The sequence below is a fragment of the Ruminococcus sp. BSD2780120874_150323_B10 genome, from assembly GCF_015553695.1.
In the GTDB taxonomy this organism is placed as follows: Bacteria; Bacillota; Clostridia; order Oscillospirales; family Acutalibacteraceae; genus Ruminococcoides; species Ruminococcoides intestinale_A.
Window position 1 is genome coordinate 44,474 of record NZ_JADNHD010000014.1, and the last position, 19,178, is coordinate 63,651.

Sequence of the window (19,178 nt, forward strand, 5' to 3'; positions counted from 1 at the left end):
TCAATATTTGTAAAATACATAAAAAGTGCAGTTGGCTATAGTTTTCAACTATAACCGACTGCACCTGTCGTTAATAAAAATATTAGTTTTTATCGTCGGAATTTGCCGAATAAACATCGGCTATTTCATTTATGGAGATATAGGCTTTCGGGTCAATATCGTGTACAAGTCTTTTCATTTTATCAACTTGAAAACGGTTTATTACAAAGTAAATCATTGTCTTTTTTGAACCTGAATAGTAACCCTTGGCGTCTATCATAGTAATACCGTTTTCAAATGTTTGCGAAAGTTTCTCACAAACAGCATCTGACTTGGTTGTAATAATAAAAGCGCCTTTTGCACGGTCAAAACCCTCTACAAAGAAATCTATCATTTTAACAGCCACGGCATAAGTTACTATGGAATAGAGCGGCAATATCCAACTGCCTATTACTATGCCGCAAATGATATAGAGAATTACATTGTAAATCATAATGAATGTGCCTATGCTTAAGTGAAGTTTTTTTGCAAACATTACGGCGAGAATATCTATTCCGTCCATAGCGCCGCCAAAGCGCATTGCAAGACCGCTGCCGCAGCCTGAAATTACACCGCCGAATATTGCGCATAAGAACAGGTCATTGCCCGCAAGGGGAGATATAAAGCTGACATCTATCGGTAAAATATCAGTTATTATCCATGCAACCAAAGAGTAAATGAATACCGTGTAAATTGCATATACGGTAAACTTTAGTCCCTCTCGTTTAAGACCGAGCAGAAACAGAGGAATGTTAAGTAAAATAAGTATAAGTGATAAACTGCACCATGCAGGAGTTTCTTGCGAAATAAGCATTGATGTACCTGAAATTCCGCTGTCGTAAAGTTTTACCGGAGCAAGAAACACAACTACGCCAAAAGCATTTATAATGCCTGCAAGCGTTAAGAACAGGAAATTTACTATTTTTAATTCTTTAAATGCACTGATAAAATTTTTCATTTATGCCTCCTTGTATTAAATATCACTTAATGTATTTGTTCAAGTGATTTAAGAATTTTTTGCAAAGCGGACTTAAAACTAATTTTTTATGACTGATATATCCTATACGCATATCTCCTTCCTTGATTAATGGGATTGAAATAATATTCGAACCGTTAAGACCGCTGTCAATTACTCCGCTGCAAACCGTATAACCGTTAAGACCTATCAATAAATTGAAAAGTGTGGCTCGGTCTGTTACACGAATATTTTTTTTGCGTTCTACAGTGCTGAAAATTTCTTCCGAATAATAAAAAGAGTTATGATTGCCCTGTTCAAAAGAAAGATAAGGGTAGTCTGCAAGCTCTTCCATAGTAACGGATTCTTTATTTGCAAGCGGATGTTCCGCCGTTACAAAAATATGAGGCTTTGCTACAAAAAGCTCATTAAAGCACAAACCTTTTGATTTAATGATTTTCGTAAGAGCCGCTTCGTTAAAAGCGTTTAAATAAATAATTCCGATTTCGCTTTTCATTGTAGCTACATCGTCAATTATCTCGTAAGTTTGAGTTTCTCTGATTGAGAAGTCATACTCGTTTTGAGGCAACTCTTTAATTAAATCTACAAACGCATTTACAACGAATGCATAATGTTGAGTGGAAACAGAAAAGCGCTGCTTATCCCTTACCGAGGTTTTATATGCACTTTCAAGCAGGTTAGCCTGTTCAAGCACCTGTCTTGCATAGCCTAAAAATTGTTCACCCTCGGTAGAAACAGCAACGCCTTTGTTGGTTCTGTTAAATATTGTAATGTTCATTTCTTTTTCAAGTTCACGGATTGCATTGGTCAGGCTCGGCTGTGAAATAAAAAGTTCCTTTGCCGCCTCGCTTATTGTACCTTTTTGAGCAACCGTGATAACATATCTCAGTTGTTGCAGAGTCATATTAATATTCCTTTATTTAAAATTAATGTTTACTGTTTTGATAGGAATTTACTATATTATAACATAAAATATAAATTGTGTAAATCTCTTATTTAAAAATAATTGTGATTCTTTGCGTGAAATATTATATATAATAAACAAATAAGCAAAAAAGTATATATGTTAAAAATCAGTTATGATAATATTACCTTAATTATGACATTTTATTTTATTTTTGTATAGACAACAGCAAGAAATAATAATATAATTAATATTACTGTTATATTAGTTTGCATATGGCAGACAGAATTAAAAAGGAGAAAAGATATGGGCGGATATATGGGAGTAGCAGCCAAAGAGGACTGCGTTTTTGATTTGTATTTTGGTATTGACTATCACTCACACCTCGGCACAAGAAGAGGCGGTATGGTAGTTTACGATGACGAAAAGGGGTTTGACAGATCTATTCATAATATTGAAAATGCACCTTTCAGAACTAAGTTTGATAAAGATATGCAGAGTATGAAAGGCAGACTTGGCATCGGTTGTATTTCCGATTATGAGCCGCAGCCGCTTATGGTGCGTTCACATCACGGTACATACGCTATCACAACCGTAAGTAAAATTAACAATACAGACGAGCTCGTTCAGGAGATTTTCTCAAACGGCAATTCTCATTTTCTTGAAATGAGCGGCGGTGAAATCAACCCTACAGAACTTGTTGCAACACTTATAAATCAGAAAGAAAATCTTATTGACGGTATTAATTACGCACTCGAAAAGGTAGACGGCTCACTTTCACTTTTGCTTATGAATCCAAACGGCATTTACTGCGCAAGAGATAAGTACGGCAGAACTCCTATTGCTATCGGCAAGAAAGAGGACGCTTTCTGTGCCGCTTTTGAGAGCTTTTCATATAAAAACCTCGGTTACAGCAATTACAAAGAGCTTGGCCCTGGTGAGATTGTTGTTATTACAGATAAAAACTGCGTTACCTTAAAACAGCCCGGAAATGATATGAAAATATGCACATTCCTTTGGGTTTACTACGGCTACCCTGCAAGCTCATACGAGGGAATGAGCGTTGAGCAGATGCGTTACCTCTGCGGTGCAAAAATGGCAAAGAGAGATAATGTAAAGCCTGATGTTGTTGCAGGTGTGCCGGATTCGGGTATTGCACACGCAGTAGGTTATGCAAATGCTTCCGGTATTCCGTTCTCAAGACCGTTTATTAAATACACTCCTACATGGCCACGATCATTTATGCCGACAATTCAGAGCCAGCGTAATCTTATTGCCAAGATGAAATTGCTTGCAGTTGAAGATTTAATCAGAGATAAGAGCCTGCTTTTAATTGACGATTCAATCGTGCGTGGTACTCAGCTTAGAGAAACCACAGAGTATCTCTTTGAAAGCGGTGCAAAGGAAGTTCATATCAGACCTGCTTGTCCTCCTCTTGTTTACGGATGTAAGTATCTCAATTTCTCACGCTCATCTTCTGAGATGGATCTTATTACAAGACGAGTTATCGAAAGACTTGAAAACGGCAATATTACCGATGAAGTTTTAAAGGAATACACAAATCCGGATTCCGAAAAATATGAAAAGATGGTTGACGAGATTTGTAAGGAACTCAAGTTTACTTCACTTCGCTTTAACCGCCTTGACGATATGCTTGATTCCTGCGGTATAGATAAATGTAAACTCTGTACTTATTGCTGGAACGGTGAAGAATAAAAATAATCAAAAGTGAGCTGTAAAAAAAGTGAGCTGTAAAAAAACAGCCCAAATAAAAAACGACTGCATTCTAACCTAAAGGTAGGAATGCAGTTCAGCCTGTAGAAAAACTCGAAATTCAGATTGACCGGATTTCGAGTTTTTGAAATTTTAGAATAAATTTTAAATAATTCCCTCATCACGAAAAAATGTTAAGAGAGGAAGGCTACAAGCCGAGGATACTTGCTGTTGATGAATTTGCAATCCATAAAGGACATAGTTACGCAACCTGCGTGATGGATCTGGAGCAGGGAGATATCTTATGGGTCGGAGAGGGCAGAGCGATGAAGGATTTTGAAAAGTTCTTTGAAGATGTGCCCTCCGACTCCTTATCGGCAGTCATCGTGGTAGCGATGGACATGAACGCATCTTACAACAAGCTTGTAACAAAGCATTTGCCCAAAGCACGGATTGTATATGATCGGTTTCATATGCAGTCGCAATTTGGCAGAGATGTTCTCGGCGCTGTTCGTCTGGATGAAGCTCGCAGGTTTCAACAACAAGATCAAGGTCGCTAAACGAATCGGCTACGGTTACCGTGACGACGACTTCTTCTTCACCTTGATTCGCTATCTTTCTATTCCTTCTGTCCGTTCACCATCCCACAAAAAATCGTGATGAACCTAATATTTACTAAAAAACGCCGACCGATACAGTTTTTATGTATCGGTCGGCGCTATATTATAAAGTGTTTAACTATCCTTAAGCTGTTTTACCCGTATAGAGCTGATAATACTTACCCTTCTGCTCTATAAGCTGTTCGTGTGTGCCCTTTTCTATAATTCTGCCATGCTCAAGAACAATAATACAATCTGAATTTCTTACGGTTGAAAGTCTGTGAGCAATTACAAATGTTGTTCTGCCCTTCATCAGCTTATCCATACCGTCCTGTACAATCTTTTCTGTACGGGTATCAATTGAACTTGTTGCCTCGTCAAGAATAAGTGCAGGCGGATTGGCAACTGCGGCTCTTGCGATTGCAAGCATTTGGCGTTGTCCCTGGCTAAGGTTTCCGCCGTCACCTGTAAGAACCGTATCGTATCCGTGCGGAAGTTTACGGATAAAGCTGTCTGCGTTGGCAAGTTTAGCCGCCGCAATAACTTCTTCATCGGTAGCGTCAAGTCTGCCGTAACGGATATTTTCCATTACTGTATCTGTGAAAAGATGCGTTTCCTGCAATACAATACCGAGAGAGCGTCTTAAGTCAGCTTTCTTAATCTTATTGATATTTATGCCGTCATAACGGATTTTACCGTCCTGAATATCGTAAAATCTGTTGATAAGGTTAGTAATTGTAGTTTTGCCTGCGCCTGTTGAGCCGACAAATGCTATCTTCTGACCCGGCTTTGCATAAAGGTCAATATTATGGAGAACCATTTTATCATCGGTATAACCAAAGTCAACATCGTCCATTACAAGGTCGCCCTTGAGCTGACGGTACTCTGTTGTGCCGTCCTCGCTGTGAGTATGTTTCCAAGCCCACACACCTGTTCTCTCTTCAGACGGTTCGATTTTGCCGTCAACAATTTTAGCATTGACAAGATTTACATATCCGTCGTCCTCTTCAGGTTTTTCGTCAAGAAGTTTGAAAATTCTGTCTGCACCTGCAAGAGCCATAATAATGCTGTTGAGCTGCATACTGATCTGATTAATTGGCTGACTGAAATTTTTGTTAAATGTCATAAATGCCACAAGTCCGCCAAGTGTAAGTCCTGCAAAGTGATTAAAAGCAAGCACACCGCCGACTATTGCGCAAAGCACATAGCTGATATTACCGAGCTGTGCATTGATAGGCATAAGAATATTTGCAAATTTATTTGCATTATATGCGCTGTCAAAAAGTTTATCGTTGAGTTCGTTAAATTCTTCAACAGCCTTACCCTCGTGATTAAATACCTTTACAACTTTCTGACCGTTCATCATTTCTTCAATGTAGCCGTTTACCTTGCCGAGGTCATCCTGTTGAGCCGTAAAATATTTACTGCTCTTGCCGCCGATTTTGCCCGATACAATAAACATTACCGCAACCATAACAAGTGTAAGAAGTGTAAGCGGAATACTGATTGAAATCATACTTACAATTACAGATACGATTGTAATTGTACTTGAGAAAAGCTGAACCATACTCTGGCTAATCATCTGACGGAGGGTATCAATATCATTTGTATAAACCGACATAATATCGCCGTGAGAATGAGTATCGAAGAATTTAATCGGCAAACTCTCCATATGTGAGAAAATATCAATTCTCAAATTACGCATTGTACCCTGTGTTACATAAACCATAAGTTTTGAATACGCAAAAGTTGAAGCAGCACCGAGCAAGTAAAAACCTGCTACTCTTGCTATTGCGAAAAGCAAGGGAGTAAAATCAGGCGAACTTGTATTCATAAGCGGAGTGATGTAATCATCAATAAGCGACTGAATAAACAAAGTACCCTGAACATTAGCAAGAACACTTACGATAATACAGATAAACACGATTATCATATGAATTTTATAATTCTTAAAGGTATATCCTAAAATTCTTCCGAGAATTTTACCCGGATTTTTAACCTTAGGTTTTGCACCCATCTGGCGTCTTCTGCCACCCATAGGACCCGGCATTACATCTCCCCCTTTGCGTCAAAGTCACCGCTGCCCTTAGTTTGGGCCTCATAAATTTCGGTGTAAATATCATTTTTATTCAAGAGTTCATCGTGTGAGCCTACGCCGCTGATTTTACCGTTATCAAGAACTATAATCTTATCGGCATTCTGAACACTTGAAATTCTCTGTGAAATAATAAGCTTTGTTGTATTAGGAATTTCCTCTGCAAAAGCCTTTCTTATCTTTGCATCCGTTGCTGTATCGACCGCACTTGTAGAGTCGTCAAGAATAAGAATTTTAGGCTTTTTAAGTAATGCTCTCGCAATACAGATACGCTGTTTCTGACCGCCCGATACATTAGTACCGCCACGCTCAATAAATGTATTATACTTTTCGGGGAATGTCTGAATAAAATCATCAGCGCACGCAAGTTTGCAGGCATTTACACATTCCTCTTCCGTTGCGTTTTCGTTACCCCAACGGAGGTTATCTAAAATTGTACCGCTGAAAAGTACATTTGACTGAAGAACTACAGATACCTCGTCACGGAGCTTTTCAAGGTCATACTCTTTAACATTTCTGCCGCCGACAAGAACTTCACCGCTTGTTACATCGTAAAGTCTGCCGATAAGGTTTACAAGACTTGTTTTAGAGCTGCCCGTACCGCCAATGATACCGACTGTTTCGCCTGACTTGATCTTTAAGTTAATATCGTCAAGTACAGGTTCTGCGCCTGTTTTGTTATAACTGAAATATACATCTTTAAATTCAATACTGCCGTCAGGCACATTTTTAACAGGATTTTCGCCGTTTGTAAGGTTACTCTTCTCGTTGAGAACACCTGCTACACGCTTTGCACTTGCGGCACTCATAGTAATCATTACAAATACCATACCGAGCATCATAAGTGACATAAGAATGTTCATACAATATGTAAGCATACTTGTAAGCTCACCTGTTGTAAGTGTTGAACCGACAATCATATTTGCGCCAAACCAGCTTATTGCAATGATACAAGCATAAACGGTAAGCTGCATTATAGGCGTTACAGATACCATACAGTTTTCAGCCTTAACAAAAAGTTTGTAAAGGTTGTTTGCGGCTTTTGAGAATTTTTTGGTTTCGTGATCCTCACGAACGAAAGCCTTTACTACTCTGATACCAGATACATTCTCCTGAACGCTTGCGTTCAAATCATCGTACTTTTTAAATACCTGATTAAAGTATTTCATAGTAAATTTCATAAGGGAAGCAAGAACAATCGCAAGAAAAATAATTGCAACGAGGTACACACTTGCAAGTTTTGCGTTGATTATAAATGCCATAACCATTGCACAAATAAGGCTTGTCGGTGCACGCATACACATTCTGAGTATCATCTGATACGCATTTTGTAAGTTGGTTACATCGGTAGTAAGTCTTGTAACAAGACCTGCGGTTGAGTATTTATCAATGTTTGAAAACGAAAATGTCTGAATATTCGCAAACATTGAGCGGCGAAGATTTCGTGCAAAACCGGCTGATGCCTTTGCACCGAAGCTGCCGCCGAGAATACCGCAGATAAGTCCGCCGATAGCACAAAGAACCATTCCTCCTCCGACAAAGAGAATATGATTCATATCGCCTTTGTTGATACCGTCATCAATAATTGAGGCCATAAGAAGCGGGATAAGCGTTTCAAAAACAACCTCAAGTATCATAAAAACAGGCGTCAGTACAGATTCTTTTACAAATCCCTTAATCTGTTTTGATAAAGTTTTTATCATACTTTTTCTCCTTTACCATATTATTGTCCCGAAATGCCTGCCTTAAGTTTTCGTATTAAAAACAAAAAGGTTTGCTTTTCTTCGGGTGTAAAAATACTGTCAAATTCCTGCTCGTTAGATATAATTGCTTTATCTATCGAGCTTTTTATGCTCATTCCCTTTTCGGTAAGCACAATTTTTTTAAGTCTTGCATCATTTTCAACAGACTCTCTCTTTATGTACCCCTTTTTTTCCATAAGCTGTAAAATATTAGTTACGGATGAGCGTGAAATTGAAAACTCGCTTTCAAGATTTTTCTGGAAAATATCGTTGTCCTGATTATTGTAAAGATACGCTATTATCCAGCCGTGCATAATCGTTACCTTATCCACACCGTTTTTTGCCGCACTTTCAAGCATTTTCCTGTGCATAAGGTGGTTTACCGCCTTAATTTCGTGACCTATTGCGTCACACATATGGCAATCCTTTTCAAAATTTTTCTCTGTATCCGCATTTAATTTTTCGTCCTCCCCAAACATATCACACACTAAAAAACACCTCCGAATCGTAACTCAATATAAGTTCGGTATAAAACTGTTATATATTAAATTGTTTGATACCGAACTTTTATAACATTATAGTCTTTTTGTTTTTATTTGTCAAGAACTAATTTTAATTTTATGTAAGACAGCTTTACGCTGTCATTTTTTGTTGTAGCGCTGTAGCGTCATTTATATTAATTTTTCCGTTATCATCTAAATCTGCCGAATATAACACAAATTTTTCTTCATCAGAACATTCTGTTTTAATAATATCCGCACTCAAATTCTGCACTGTTTTAACATCGTTATCGTTAATTTTACCGTCGGCATTTACATCGCACTCTTTCAGCATAAATCCTGTTCCCACAATCACAAAATCCGTATTGCCGTCATCAAGCATTTTTTGCACTACGGTTTTTTTAGCCTTAAAAGTGTATGCGCCTACCGTTGAAAACCTGAGTTTATTCTGTGAAATTTCATTTTTATAATTACTGAAAAACTCGTCCGACTTGCCGTTTACAATACCTTTTTTCTCAAGATATGCGTTAAGATTACCGATTATCTGTGTACAATATGCGGGGTCTGCGGTTATTTTTTCCGTATCAATATCATTTGCAATATAAAACATTGATAAATAAAACATTATTTTCGGACTGCTTAAATCAAGACCGCAATATACAATTGCGTCTACAGTATCTTCGTCATTATAATTTTTCAGAGCGGTCCTTGAACATCCGTTCATAAGTGTAAAGTATTCTTTGGCATTTTCAAGTGAAAAATCTGCCTTTGAAGTTGCAGATACGCATATCATACCGGAAATCAATATTAAAACAGCAAGTGCCGTACAGGTAAATTTTTTTAACATAAAAAGCACCTCCTGAGTTAGTATAACTCAAAAAGGCGCTTTAACACACTTATTATTTACTTTTCCTTTTAACTTTCCGTTTTATCAGTGAAACTAATTTTTTAAATGAAAATTTCTTTATAGTGTCGTGATAAACATAATTTATTTCAGCACATATCATTAACAGCAGCATTAAAAAATACAGCAAAACCATTATGATAGCAAGACCTGTAATTACGCCGTAAACAGAAAAGCCGTTAAAACTTTTTACATATATTGAGATTCCGAGAGCCAATACAAACCACGAAATTGTACACAAAACCGCACCCGGAAGTTGAGATTTAAAATTATATTCCTTTTTCTGCTCTTTGGAAATACACGGGAAATTCCTGTATATAGACGCAAAAGTAAAAGTCAGAATTAAAAATACAAGTAAATATCTTGATCTGAAAATTGCTGTAATTATGTTTGGTAAACTGCTTATAAACGGTTGGATCCAATCGTCAAGATATGAACCGAGAGCAATTATTACCAACGACGCAGACATTAATATAAAGAAAATAACAGTATAAAACATTGCACGAAAGCGCAAAACTATCCACATACGGTTTTCATATGCATCATAAACTCTGTTAAGTCCGTTAGTGATTGCATGTATTCCCTGCGATGCAGACCACAATGTAACCACAATTGAAACAAAAGAAATTCCGATAGTATTCTGATATGTTTCGGTTAAAAAATACTTTATCTGTGTAAGAAATACATCTGTAAATACACTTTGCAGCGCCTGTTCAATAAACGAAGTCGATATATGCAAGCCTTGCAGAATCGACAAACAAAACGCTAACAAAGGAACAGATGAAAGCACAATAAAAAAAGCAGACTGTCCGGCTATGGCAAAAATATTATCGTGAATACATTTGCTTATTATAGGATCATATTTTTTCATTATTTTATCATAAAAAGCAAAAGCTTTTTTTACTGCTTTCATAGCAAATCTCCTGTTTTATGAGTAGATATAATGTAATGTATTTATATGACACTTAGGACTGATTTAATCTGATTTTAAAAAATTATCGAGCCATAATCACGCTATCGGTTTTAAGTTCTACTATGTTATTGATTTTTTCGTCATCTTTTAGAGGTACTTCAATAAGCATAAGACAAACGCCCTTTGATTGATTGCTGTCCTTTGATTTCTGATATTGAACACACGGAACCTGCGAACTGATTGCATAGCTAAGTCCCCTAAAGCTGACTCTGTCTGCCGACGATTCAAGCTCAACAGGAGCAACATAAAGGCAATTGCTGTTAAAAAATCCGTCACTGTAGTTGCGGCTGAAATTAAGCAATTCACTCATATTTACCGAACCTTTGTAAGAGTTGCAAAAATTTTCATACTCGCTCATACTGTATATTCCTTTTGTGCCGTATGACGGGAGCTTTGAAAAGTTTGTTACATTAACAGACTCTGTGTAGTAAAAATGAGCCATATCATTATTGCTCACATCATTATAATAACCATCGGAAGAAAGATAGACATATCTTACCGTAAATATTGATGTATTTATACTCAAAAAACCTGCCGCAACAAGCATTACAAGCGGCAGAGCGGCAAAAGTAACTCTTTCTTTTATTTTTGCCTTAACAAAAAGCAGAATATACAAAATCAGTACAAATGATATGCCTGCAATGACATACATATAAAACGGCTGTTTGTATACATACATCATAAATTCGGAAAAACCAAACAGCAATTCCGCTATTATCAGAACCGCTAAATCAACCGAACGCAAGTCAATTGACATTTTTCTGTATCCATGTACTGTGGCGGCAACAATTATTAATGTAAGAGCCTCAAGAATTACGACGAGCAAACCGACATACTCCGAACTTTTAAGCATTAACTGAACCGTAACAAAAAACATAGTTTCGACTATTGCAAGTACCAACAGTACAAAAGAAAGCACCGTAAGTCTGTGATTACTGCGAATACGCTTTACCTGCTCCTGATACTGCTGCATTTCTTTTCCGCTAAACGGAAATCTGTCAGTAGTATCTCCATAAAAACTAAATCCTCTCATTTTTTCACCTTTCAAAACTTCATAAAATATTTATCAACAAACGACAATTTCATATTATCATTTGCCATATAAATTATATACAATTTTGCTTATAAATTCAAGTATAATTGCTATTAAATATATTTTTCTTGATAATTTGACAAAAAGCCTCTATTGTGATAACATATTAGTCAAGCAGTTCGTAACCATCCTGCTCGAGCAATTAACCAAAAGGGGCTTGCTCAATCAAAACTAAGGAGGAAAGGCATAGGACTTACTGTGTCCGTACACCCCCTGTGGGTGTTTTTTTATGCCAAATTTATGGAAAGGTACAGTATAATTCACAAAAAAAACAGTCGTGAAATTGTCCTTCTGCGTGGCAGTGGGTGTGTTTATACCAAATGCACATTCTGCGACTATTACAGTGACAGCTGTAAAAATGAAGAAGAAAATTTCAGGCTGAACAGCAAGGTGCTTGAAAATGTAACAGGCATCTATCAAAACCTTGAAGTAATAAACTCGGGGTCGGTGTTTGAACTTGACAAAAATACCGTCGAGCTTATAAAAAAGGTTTGCAAACAAAAGAATATCCACACAATTCATTTTGAGTCGCACTATCTTTACAACAACAGAATTGCTGATTTGAGAAAAGAGTTTTCCGACTTTACGCTTAAAATGAAACTCGGTCTTGAAACCTTTGATTATGATTTCAGAGAGAATGTGCTTAAAAAGGGAATCAAAGAAAAAAATCCCGAAAAAATCTCTGAAAATTTCGATGAAGCTAATTTCCTTTTTGGAATTAAAGGTCAGACCGTTGAGTCTATAAGAAACGATATTGAACTTGGACTCAAATATTTTGAACGAATTTGCATTAATATAATGTGCGAAAATTCCACAAGCGTAAAACCCGATAAAGAACTTATAAAGGCTTTTATAAAAGAAATTTATCCTATATATAAGGATAACGACAGAGCCGATATTTTAATTAACAATACTGATTTTGGAGTGGGTGACTGATATGCCAAACGAACTTATACTTATATGTTCCGTAGTATTTATTTACGGTGCAGCACTTTTAGGATACAAATTTTTTGGAAAAACAGGACTTTATTGTATATCTGTAATTGCAACTATTCTTGCAAATATTGAAGTTACAATAATGATAAACGCATTCGGAATGGAACAAACACTTGGTAATGTTCTTTTTGCCGTAACATTTTTGATAACCGATATTTTGTCGGAATGTGAAGGCAAAAAAGCCGCACAAACCGCCGTATATGCCGGTATATTCTGTTCAATATTCTTCCTTGTGCTTTCGCAAAGCTGGATGCTTTATACACCAAGCGCAACAGATACAATTATGCCGTCAATAAAAGCAGTGTTCTCAAACACACCACGAATGATTCTTGCATCTCTTGTTGTATATGCCGTAAGCCAGATGTTTGATGTTTGGCTTTACCATAAATGGTGGAATTTTACAGAAAAGAGGTTTGGCAGCAAACGCAGATTTTTGTGGCTTAGAAATAACGGTTCAACACTTATCAGTCAGATTCTTAACACTGCTCTTTTCACAGCATTCGCTTTCTGGGGCACATACGATATTCCGACACTTATTTCAATTTTCATTTCAAGCTATGTTATCTATATTTTCACAAGTTTGCTCGATACCCCGTTCGTTTATATTGCAAGAAAAATTCATGATAAAAAGCTTAATGCAAAAGCCGAAAAAGCATAAAACTTTCCTGACAGTTCATTTGAATTGTCAGGATTTTTATTGCAAAAAGCTATGCGAATATGCTATAATTTTACAGGTGATTTTATGTACTACACATACATACTGCGGTGTTGCGACAATACCCTTTATACAGGTATTGCCTCGGATATAGAAAAAAGAATGAACGAGCATTTTTTGCAAAATGAAAAATGTGCAAAATACACCCGCACTCATAAAGCTAAAAAACTCGAATCGCTGTGGATAAGCGAAAACCGAGCCACAGCCTCTAAACTTGAATACCATATTAAACATCTTACCAAAAAGCAAAAAGAAGAAATCATATCCTTAAAAAGCCTTGATGTATTAAAAGATAAACTTCCGATTGAAAATTATAATTATTCCGATATAAAATTAAATTCCGTAAACTAAGCAAAAAGTCCGACCATCGAAGTCGGGCTTTTATTTTTTATCAGCTTTATAAAAGTTAAGTAAATTATAGTTTAGTATAACAGGTTTAAACAAAATAATTTAAATCTTAGGTCAAGTTTTTTAATGATTAAAGACAGTAACTTATTTACAATGTAATCTTAAAAGTAATTGAATTTTCGTCATTGCTATAGCAAGCTGCCTTGCCTTTATGGGCATTAGCTATTGCTTTTACTACCGAAAGTCCGATACCGTGACCTCCTGTTTCGGAATTTCTTGACGAATCGGCACGATAGAATCTTTCAAACAGTTCGTCATGCTTTCCTTTTTCAATTTTATCAACACTGTTTGTAACGGTAATAACACGGCTTTTTCCGTTTGATTTTAAAGAAACTGTGATTTTTCCGTTTTCATCGGAATATTTCATAGCGTTATCAATCAATAATGAAACAAGCTGTCTGATTGTTGTTTCATCTCCGCAATAGCTCAAGTTATTGTCTATGTCAAGGTTAAGTGTTTTACCTTGAGAAGTCGCAACTGCCTCAAAACCTTGTGCAATCTCAAGTACGGCATCGGAAATTGAAAAATCAAGCATAATAAGTTTTGTGCTTTCCTCGTCCATTCGTGAAAGAAAAACAAGTTTTTCCGTTAAAGCGGTCAGCCTCTTTACCTGATTTTTAATACTTTCGGTCCACTCATTCTCGCCGTTTTCCATTTCAATAATCTCGGTCGATGCGTCTATAATGGTAAGCGGAGTTTTTATCTCATGACTTGCGTCTGTAATAAATTGCTTTTGCTTTTCGTAGCTTTCTGCAACAGGTTTGAAAACTATTTTTGAAAAAACGAGCACAAGCAGATACACAAGAATAATTCCGCCAACGCTTGCAAGAATGCTAACAATCAGAAAATTATAAAAAGTAGATAGTTCTCTTTCACAATCAAGAAAAATGTACATTTTTCCGTCATGGGTATCAACGCAAGTGTATTTGTAATTATCAATAAATCCGCTTGTCTTGTTCTTTTCGGTAAGCTGATTAGTATAATTTATAGCCTTTTCGGTGGAAACCGCCGCAATCATACCTGTGTTTACAGAAACAATTGTATTTTTATCTGTAACTTTTACGGTAAAATATCTTGTGTCAAAAGGAGCTTCTGCCGTCATTTTCTTTTCAAGCATTTTATAGTCAAGCGGTTCGTACGCCTTTTCTCCGTTTTTTTTAGGAAAAGTACCGTCATTGTCAGCAATTACCGATAATTTTTCATCGGCTTTGATATTCACGCTGTGATAGTTTTCAATATTTATGGCAGACATCATCACACCAAGCACCAACGCTATAGAAATAAGCGTTATAAGAATAAAATGCCGTCTTAATTTTTTAATCATTTACAGCCTCCAACGCATAGCCACGGTTGCGTACTGCCTTTATTGTAACATTAGCATCAAGTGCCGCAAGTTTTTTACGAAGATAAGAAACATACACCCACACAACATTTTGATTTGTTTCGGTATCATATCCCCATATTTTCTCCATAAATCTTTCGGTAGAAATTATCATACCTTCGTTTGACATAAGCATTTCAAGCATCTGAAATTCCTTATTTGCAAGTCTTAGTGTTGCTTTTGGAGATGAAACTTCAAAGGTACTGCGGTTAAGCGAAATGTTTCCGCAGTTAAGCAACAAGCCTGTATTCTCCCCTTTTCGTCTTGTCATTGCTCTGATTCTCGCAAGAAGTTCTTTTGTGGCAAACGGCTTGGTAAGATAATCGTCAGCACCGCTGTCAAGTCCCGTTACTCTGTCGTCAATCTCCGATTTTGCGGTAAGAAGTAAAACAGGAACGGAATTTCCGCTTTCTCTTAGCTTTCTAAGAACTGTAATTCCGTCCATTTTCGGCATCATTATGTCAAGCACCACACCGTCATAATCGCCGTTTGTTATGTAATCAAGGGCGTCTTGTCCGTTATAAACAGCGTCAACGGAATAATTACTGTGTTTTAATATTACAACCAGTGCATTTGAAAGCTCCTTTTCGTCTTCTGCGAGTAATAATCTCACACTTATTCCTCCACTCATTATCGTTTTTTTAATTATACAGTCAAAACCTTAAGATTAGTTTAAATTACCTGTATTACCCTCTCATTCGGGAAATTAAATTTCCACCGTTCTGCTTTAGCCAAAGTTCGGCTCTTTGGTAGTCGGGCATAATTTTTTCTACCTCTGCCCAGAATTTTTCAGAGTGATTCATTTCACGCAGGTGACAAAGTTCGTGCACAACAATATAATCAATTACATAGTCCGGCGTGAGCATAAGCAGGCAGTTAAAATTAAGATTACCCTTAGTTGAACAGCTCCCCCACCTTGACACAAGATTTTTAATTGTTATTTTATTATAAACAAAATTTTCTTTTTCGGCATAATATTTAACTCTCTTTGGAATATACTCAACTGCCTGATCCGCAAGCTCTTTTACTTGTTCAAATGTTATTTTTTCAAGTTTACTTCTTTCGTCAATTGTACTTTGTACTTTCAGCATATGCTTATCTATCCATTTTGATTTTGAAATTACCATTTTTTCAATTTCATTGTCGCTGACATACAGAGGTACAAATACAACAATTTGCATATCAGCAGTTATTTTTATTGTTGCGCTTTTTCTTTTGCTTCGTCTTACCTCAACATTATATTCGCCTATCTTCATTTTCATCATTCCTTTATTATACACAAATTTTAGCATAACCGTACCTGCTTAGCAAGCTGTTGCAAATAAAATTTTTTTGGTATAAAATTATTATTAAATATTATTCTTCACACAAAATACAAATAAAAAAGTTACTTTATATATGGTGATTGCAATGTACAAAATACTTCTTGTAGAAGATGACAAAAACATAAGAGAAATGGTTGTTGAATATTTTTCTAACAAAGGCAAAGGAAACTTTCCTGTTTCTGTTGCGGCAAACGGAGAAGTCGGACTGCAAATGGCATACGAAAATCCATATGATTTACTTCTGCTCGATGTAAACCTGCCCAAAATGGACGGATTTTCTATCTGTAAAGAGGTCAGACGATACAGCGATGTGCCTATTATGTTCATTACCGCACGGGTAAACGAAGAAGATGTGCTTAACGGCTATGCCCTCGGATGTGACGATTACATAATTAAACCTTTTGCCCTGCCTGTTCTTTTTGAAAAGGTAAAGGCTCTTATCAAACGGTCAAAGGGACTTGTGCGTTCCTCTGTACTTACGGCAGGAACTCTTACACTGAATCCAAACAACGGAATCGTAATTTCCGACGGTGACGAAGTTGATTTGACAGCTAAAGAATACAAAATACTTAAATTTCTTTTAGAGAACAAAAATATTGTAATCTCCAGAACAAAACTGATAGACAAGCTTTGGGGCTATGACTCTAATGTTGACATTCGTGTACTTGACACGCATATAAAAAATCTCCGAAAAGCATTAAAAGATAACTCAAAGCTGATTAAGACGGTAATCGGCAGAGGTTACAAAATTGAGGAATAATTATGAATAAAAAGCAAAAAAAAGAAAACCGTAAAATACTTATAAGCATTGTCGCAATAGTTTTGCTTATCTGCCTGCTTGCAATGGGTACTTTCTCGTATCTTACATATAATTCCACAAAAGAAATTGACAAGTATCAGGCAGAGCTAAAAGCTAACAACATTATAGATAATGCAAATTACATTGATATAACCAATTTCGGCGAAGTCAATTCATTCGTTGTCGGACATCTTCACAATTACTCAGACACAGATGAAAACAGTACATATGTAATTCTTAAAAATGACTACTATAATCTTTCGGTAGACAATGCAAATAAATTATACATTAAAACGGAAAACTACTATACAAGTTTAGATTATTTCACAGCCGATTCAAGAGCAACTTACAATTACGGGCTAGGAAATTATCTTGACTATTTTACACTTAGAAACAGTATGACTGATGAGCAGTATAATAAAATATGCGATTATCTAAATACAGAGCCTGACGAAAACGGCAACTATTACATTTTATCTGTCAATCAATATGCGATTGATATTTTCAGCGAGGCAAGCAGCGAGGAAATGATACCGATAAGGTTAGAGATTTTGCTCACAAATGAAAACAATGTATGGTATGCGCAGGACAAGCATATAGAATATTTTGACCTTTCATCTGAAAAAATAAGCAAGATGAAAGAAATTCAAAAAGAAGATGAAGAAAACTACAAAAAATATCAAATAGAAAGCGAGGACGATTTATACTCGCTACCAGTACAAATCGGGCCTATACTGTCTGTCGGAAAAATGTCAAAGAACGAAGTCACTAAGGACTTTTTCATAAACGGCGGCAAAGAAAACGAATTAAAAAAATTCAGCGAAAGCAATTCATTAGATGATGAAAATTACGAAACATATATTCCACAAGATAATTTTTCATTTATATACACACAAATCGAACACACAAACCCCAACTATGTTTTGGCAAGCAATTATCATGAGGGCGAAGTAATAACAGAGAATGATTTAACTGCATATGAACAAAAGCAATGCAAAATTATAAGCTATCAAAAATACGAGCCTCTAAAGGAAAGTATGCCTACACTGATAATCGGCAACTGCATTATCCTTGTTTTCTTTATTGTAATCGGAACTATGCTCATACTTATTGTGTGGAAAAACATTACCGGCAGAGCAATTCGTGAACAGCAACGCATTGCAATGACCAATGCGGTAGCGCATAATCTCAAAACTCCACTATGCGTTATTAACGGTTTTTCTGAAAATCTGCGAGAAGAAAGCGGCTACCTTACAAAGCAACATTACATAAATGTTATTCAGGAACAGGCAAACGAAATGGATATACTCGTGCATAAAATGCTGAATTTTTCAAAACTCGAATCCGACTCTGCAAAACTTAATATAAAATCGTTCAATATTAAAACAGAACTTGAAAATATTGCGAATAAATACAATAATATTTCAAGTAAAAATATTATCGTAACTGCAGATGACAAGGAAATTTTTGCAGACAAAGAACTTATGGAGCTTTTGTTTGAAAATCTGATTGAGAATGCTGTTAAATACTCAAAAGATAATTCCGATATTAAAATATCCTTTGCAAATAATAATTTCAATATTTCAAACGAATGTGATGAAATTTCTAAAAAGGATTTAAAAAAGATATGGAAACCGTATAACCGTTTGGAAAAAGACGAAGAGGTGCGTGGCACAGGTATAGGACTTTCCATAGTAAAGCATATTCTTAAACTGCATAGAATAAAGCCGTATACCGAATATTCGGGCGGCAGATTGATTATCGGATTTTATATTTAAGGTTTTGTCTTTAATTTGCCGATAATCTTAATAAATTATGGTTTAACGCACAAGTTAAGCGGAATAATTAAAAAATTCAGGTCAAGCCTTTTTAAAGGTTTACCAAACTTTTATAATTGATTTGCAAATCAATTTGCTAAACCATAATTACTAAACTTTCATATAAAAACCGCTCTGCACATAATGTGGTGACCCCCAAAAGTTAGATTTGAAAGCGTAGTGGCTTTTAGCTGCTACGCTTTTGTTATGCAACTAAGGC

General features: G+C 36.1%; 18 protein-coding genes. 7 read left to right on the plus strand and 11 right to left on the minus strand.

Annotated elements, in window-relative coordinates; genetic code table 11:
• Positions 1-82: 82 nt before the first annotated feature.
• Together I2E21_RS09540 and I2E21_RS09545 are read right to left on the minus strand one after the other, a co-directional pair.
• Positions 83-976: a YitT family protein gene (locus I2E21_RS09540; protein WP_195411183.1), complete on the minus strand. Its 894-nt coding sequence runs from the start codon at positions 974-976 to the stop codon at positions 83-85.
• Between the two features lie 22 nt (positions 977-998).
• The gene (locus I2E21_RS09545; protein WP_195411184.1) at positions 999-1,898 is read right to left on the minus strand and encodes a LysR family transcriptional regulator; all 900 of its coding nucleotides are present in this window, start codon (positions 1,896-1,898) and stop codon (positions 999-1,001) included.
• 306 nt (positions 1,899-2,204) lie between these two features.
• Between I2E21_RS09545 and I2E21_RS09550 the strand changes: the two genes are divergently transcribed.
• Both I2E21_RS09550 and I2E21_RS09555 read left to right on the plus strand, forming a co-directional pair.
• Positions 2,205-3,614: an amidophosphoribosyltransferase gene (locus I2E21_RS09550; protein ID WP_195411185.1), complete on the plus strand. Its 1,410-nt coding sequence runs from the start codon at positions 2,205-2,207 to the stop codon at positions 3,612-3,614.
• A gap of 188 nt (positions 3,615-3,802) precedes the next feature.
• A complete protein-coding gene (locus I2E21_RS09555) occupies positions 3,803-4,171 on the plus strand; it encodes a transposase (protein ID WP_195411186.1) in 369 nt (122 codons plus the stop codon).
• A gap of 184 nt (positions 4,172-4,355) precedes the next feature.
• Here the strand turns inward: I2E21_RS09555 and I2E21_RS09560 are convergent, their stop codons facing one another.
• The 6 genes from I2E21_RS09560 to I2E21_RS09585 form a co-directional block, all read right to left on the minus strand.
• Entirely contained in the window at positions 4,356-6,260 is a 1,905-nt protein-coding gene (locus I2E21_RS09560) for an ABC transporter ATP-binding protein (protein ID WP_022235289.1), read from the minus strand.
• Positions 6,260-8,008: an ABC transporter ATP-binding protein gene (locus I2E21_RS09565; protein WP_195411187.1), complete on the minus strand. Its 1,749-nt coding sequence runs from the start codon at positions 8,006-8,008 to the stop codon at positions 6,260-6,262. Before I2E21_RS09565 ends, I2E21_RS09560 begins: the two co-directional genes overlap by 1 nt.
• A gap of 20 nt (positions 8,009-8,028) precedes the next feature.
• Complete coding sequence (locus I2E21_RS09570; RefSeq protein ID WP_243240619.1) at positions 8,029-8,526, minus strand: MarR family transcriptional regulator; 498 nt, start codon at positions 8,524-8,526, stop codon at positions 8,029-8,031.
• 154 nt (positions 8,527-8,680) lie between these two features.
• Positions 8,681-9,394: a hypothetical protein gene (locus tag I2E21_RS09575; RefSeq protein ID WP_195411188.1), complete on the minus strand. Its 714-nt coding sequence runs from the start codon at positions 9,392-9,394 to the stop codon at positions 8,681-8,683.
• Positions 9,395-9,446: 52 nt separating this feature from the next.
• A complete protein-coding gene (locus tag I2E21_RS09580) occupies positions 9,447-10,364 on the minus strand; it encodes a YihY/virulence factor BrkB family protein (RefSeq protein WP_022235285.1) in 918 nt (305 codons plus the stop codon).
• An 82-nt stretch (positions 10,365-10,446) separates the two neighbouring features.
• The gene (locus I2E21_RS09585) at positions 10,447-11,457 is read right to left on the minus strand and encodes a hypothetical protein (RefSeq protein WP_022235284.1); all 1,011 of its coding nucleotides are present in this window, start codon (positions 11,455-11,457) and stop codon (positions 10,447-10,449) included.
• Between the two features lie 300 nt (positions 11,458-11,757).
• Between I2E21_RS09585 and I2E21_RS09590 the strand changes: the two genes are divergently transcribed.
• From I2E21_RS09590 to I2E21_RS09600, 3 genes are all read left to right on the plus strand, one after another.
• Positions 11,758-12,453, plus strand: coding sequence for a radical SAM protein (locus I2E21_RS09590; RefSeq protein ID WP_195411189.1), 696 nt, complete (start codon positions 11,758-11,760; stop codon positions 12,451-12,453).
• 1 nt (position 12,454) lies between these two features.
• A complete protein-coding gene (locus I2E21_RS09595; protein ID WP_195411190.1) occupies positions 12,455-13,171 on the plus strand; it encodes a queuosine precursor transporter in 717 nt (238 codons plus the stop codon).
• 84 nt (positions 13,172-13,255) lie between these two features.
• Complete coding sequence (locus I2E21_RS09600; RefSeq protein ID WP_195411191.1) at positions 13,256-13,579, plus strand: GIY-YIG nuclease family protein; 324 nt, start codon at positions 13,256-13,258, stop codon at positions 13,577-13,579.
• Between the two features lie 145 nt (positions 13,580-13,724).
• Here the strand turns inward: I2E21_RS09600 and I2E21_RS09605 are convergent, their stop codons facing one another.
• The 3 genes from I2E21_RS09605 to I2E21_RS09615 form a co-directional block, all read right to left on the minus strand.
• Positions 13,725-14,960 (minus strand): HAMP domain-containing sensor histidine kinase, encoded by a 1,236-nt coding sequence (locus I2E21_RS09605; RefSeq protein ID WP_195411192.1) that lies wholly within the window; start codon positions 14,958-14,960, stop codon positions 13,725-13,727.
• Positions 14,953-15,630 carry a response regulator transcription factor gene (locus I2E21_RS09610; protein ID WP_022235279.1) on the minus strand — a complete coding sequence of 226 codons (678 nt, stop codon included), beginning with the start codon at positions 15,628-15,630 and terminating at the stop codon, positions 14,953-14,955. The genes I2E21_RS09605 and I2E21_RS09610 overlap by 8 nt, the downstream gene beginning before the upstream one ends.
• A 73-nt stretch (positions 15,631-15,703) precedes the next feature.
• The gene (locus tag I2E21_RS09615; protein ID WP_022235278.1) at positions 15,704-16,309 is read right to left on the minus strand and encodes a M48 family metallopeptidase; all 606 of its coding nucleotides are present in this window, start codon (positions 16,307-16,309) and stop codon (positions 15,704-15,706) included.
• A 118-nt stretch (positions 16,310-16,427) separates the two neighbouring features.
• Between I2E21_RS09615 and I2E21_RS09620 the strand changes: the two genes are divergently transcribed.
• Both I2E21_RS09620 and I2E21_RS09625 read left to right on the plus strand, forming a co-directional pair.
• Positions 16,428-17,102 (plus strand): response regulator transcription factor, encoded by a 675-nt coding sequence (locus tag I2E21_RS09620; protein ID WP_195411193.1) that lies wholly within the window; start codon positions 16,428-16,430, stop codon positions 17,100-17,102.
• A 2-nt stretch (positions 17,103-17,104) separates the two neighbouring features.
• Positions 17,105-18,919, plus strand: coding sequence for a HAMP domain-containing sensor histidine kinase (locus I2E21_RS09625; RefSeq protein WP_022235276.1), 1,815 nt, complete (start codon positions 17,105-17,107; stop codon positions 18,917-18,919).
• The last annotated feature ends 259 nt before the right edge of the window (positions 18,920-19,178 follow it).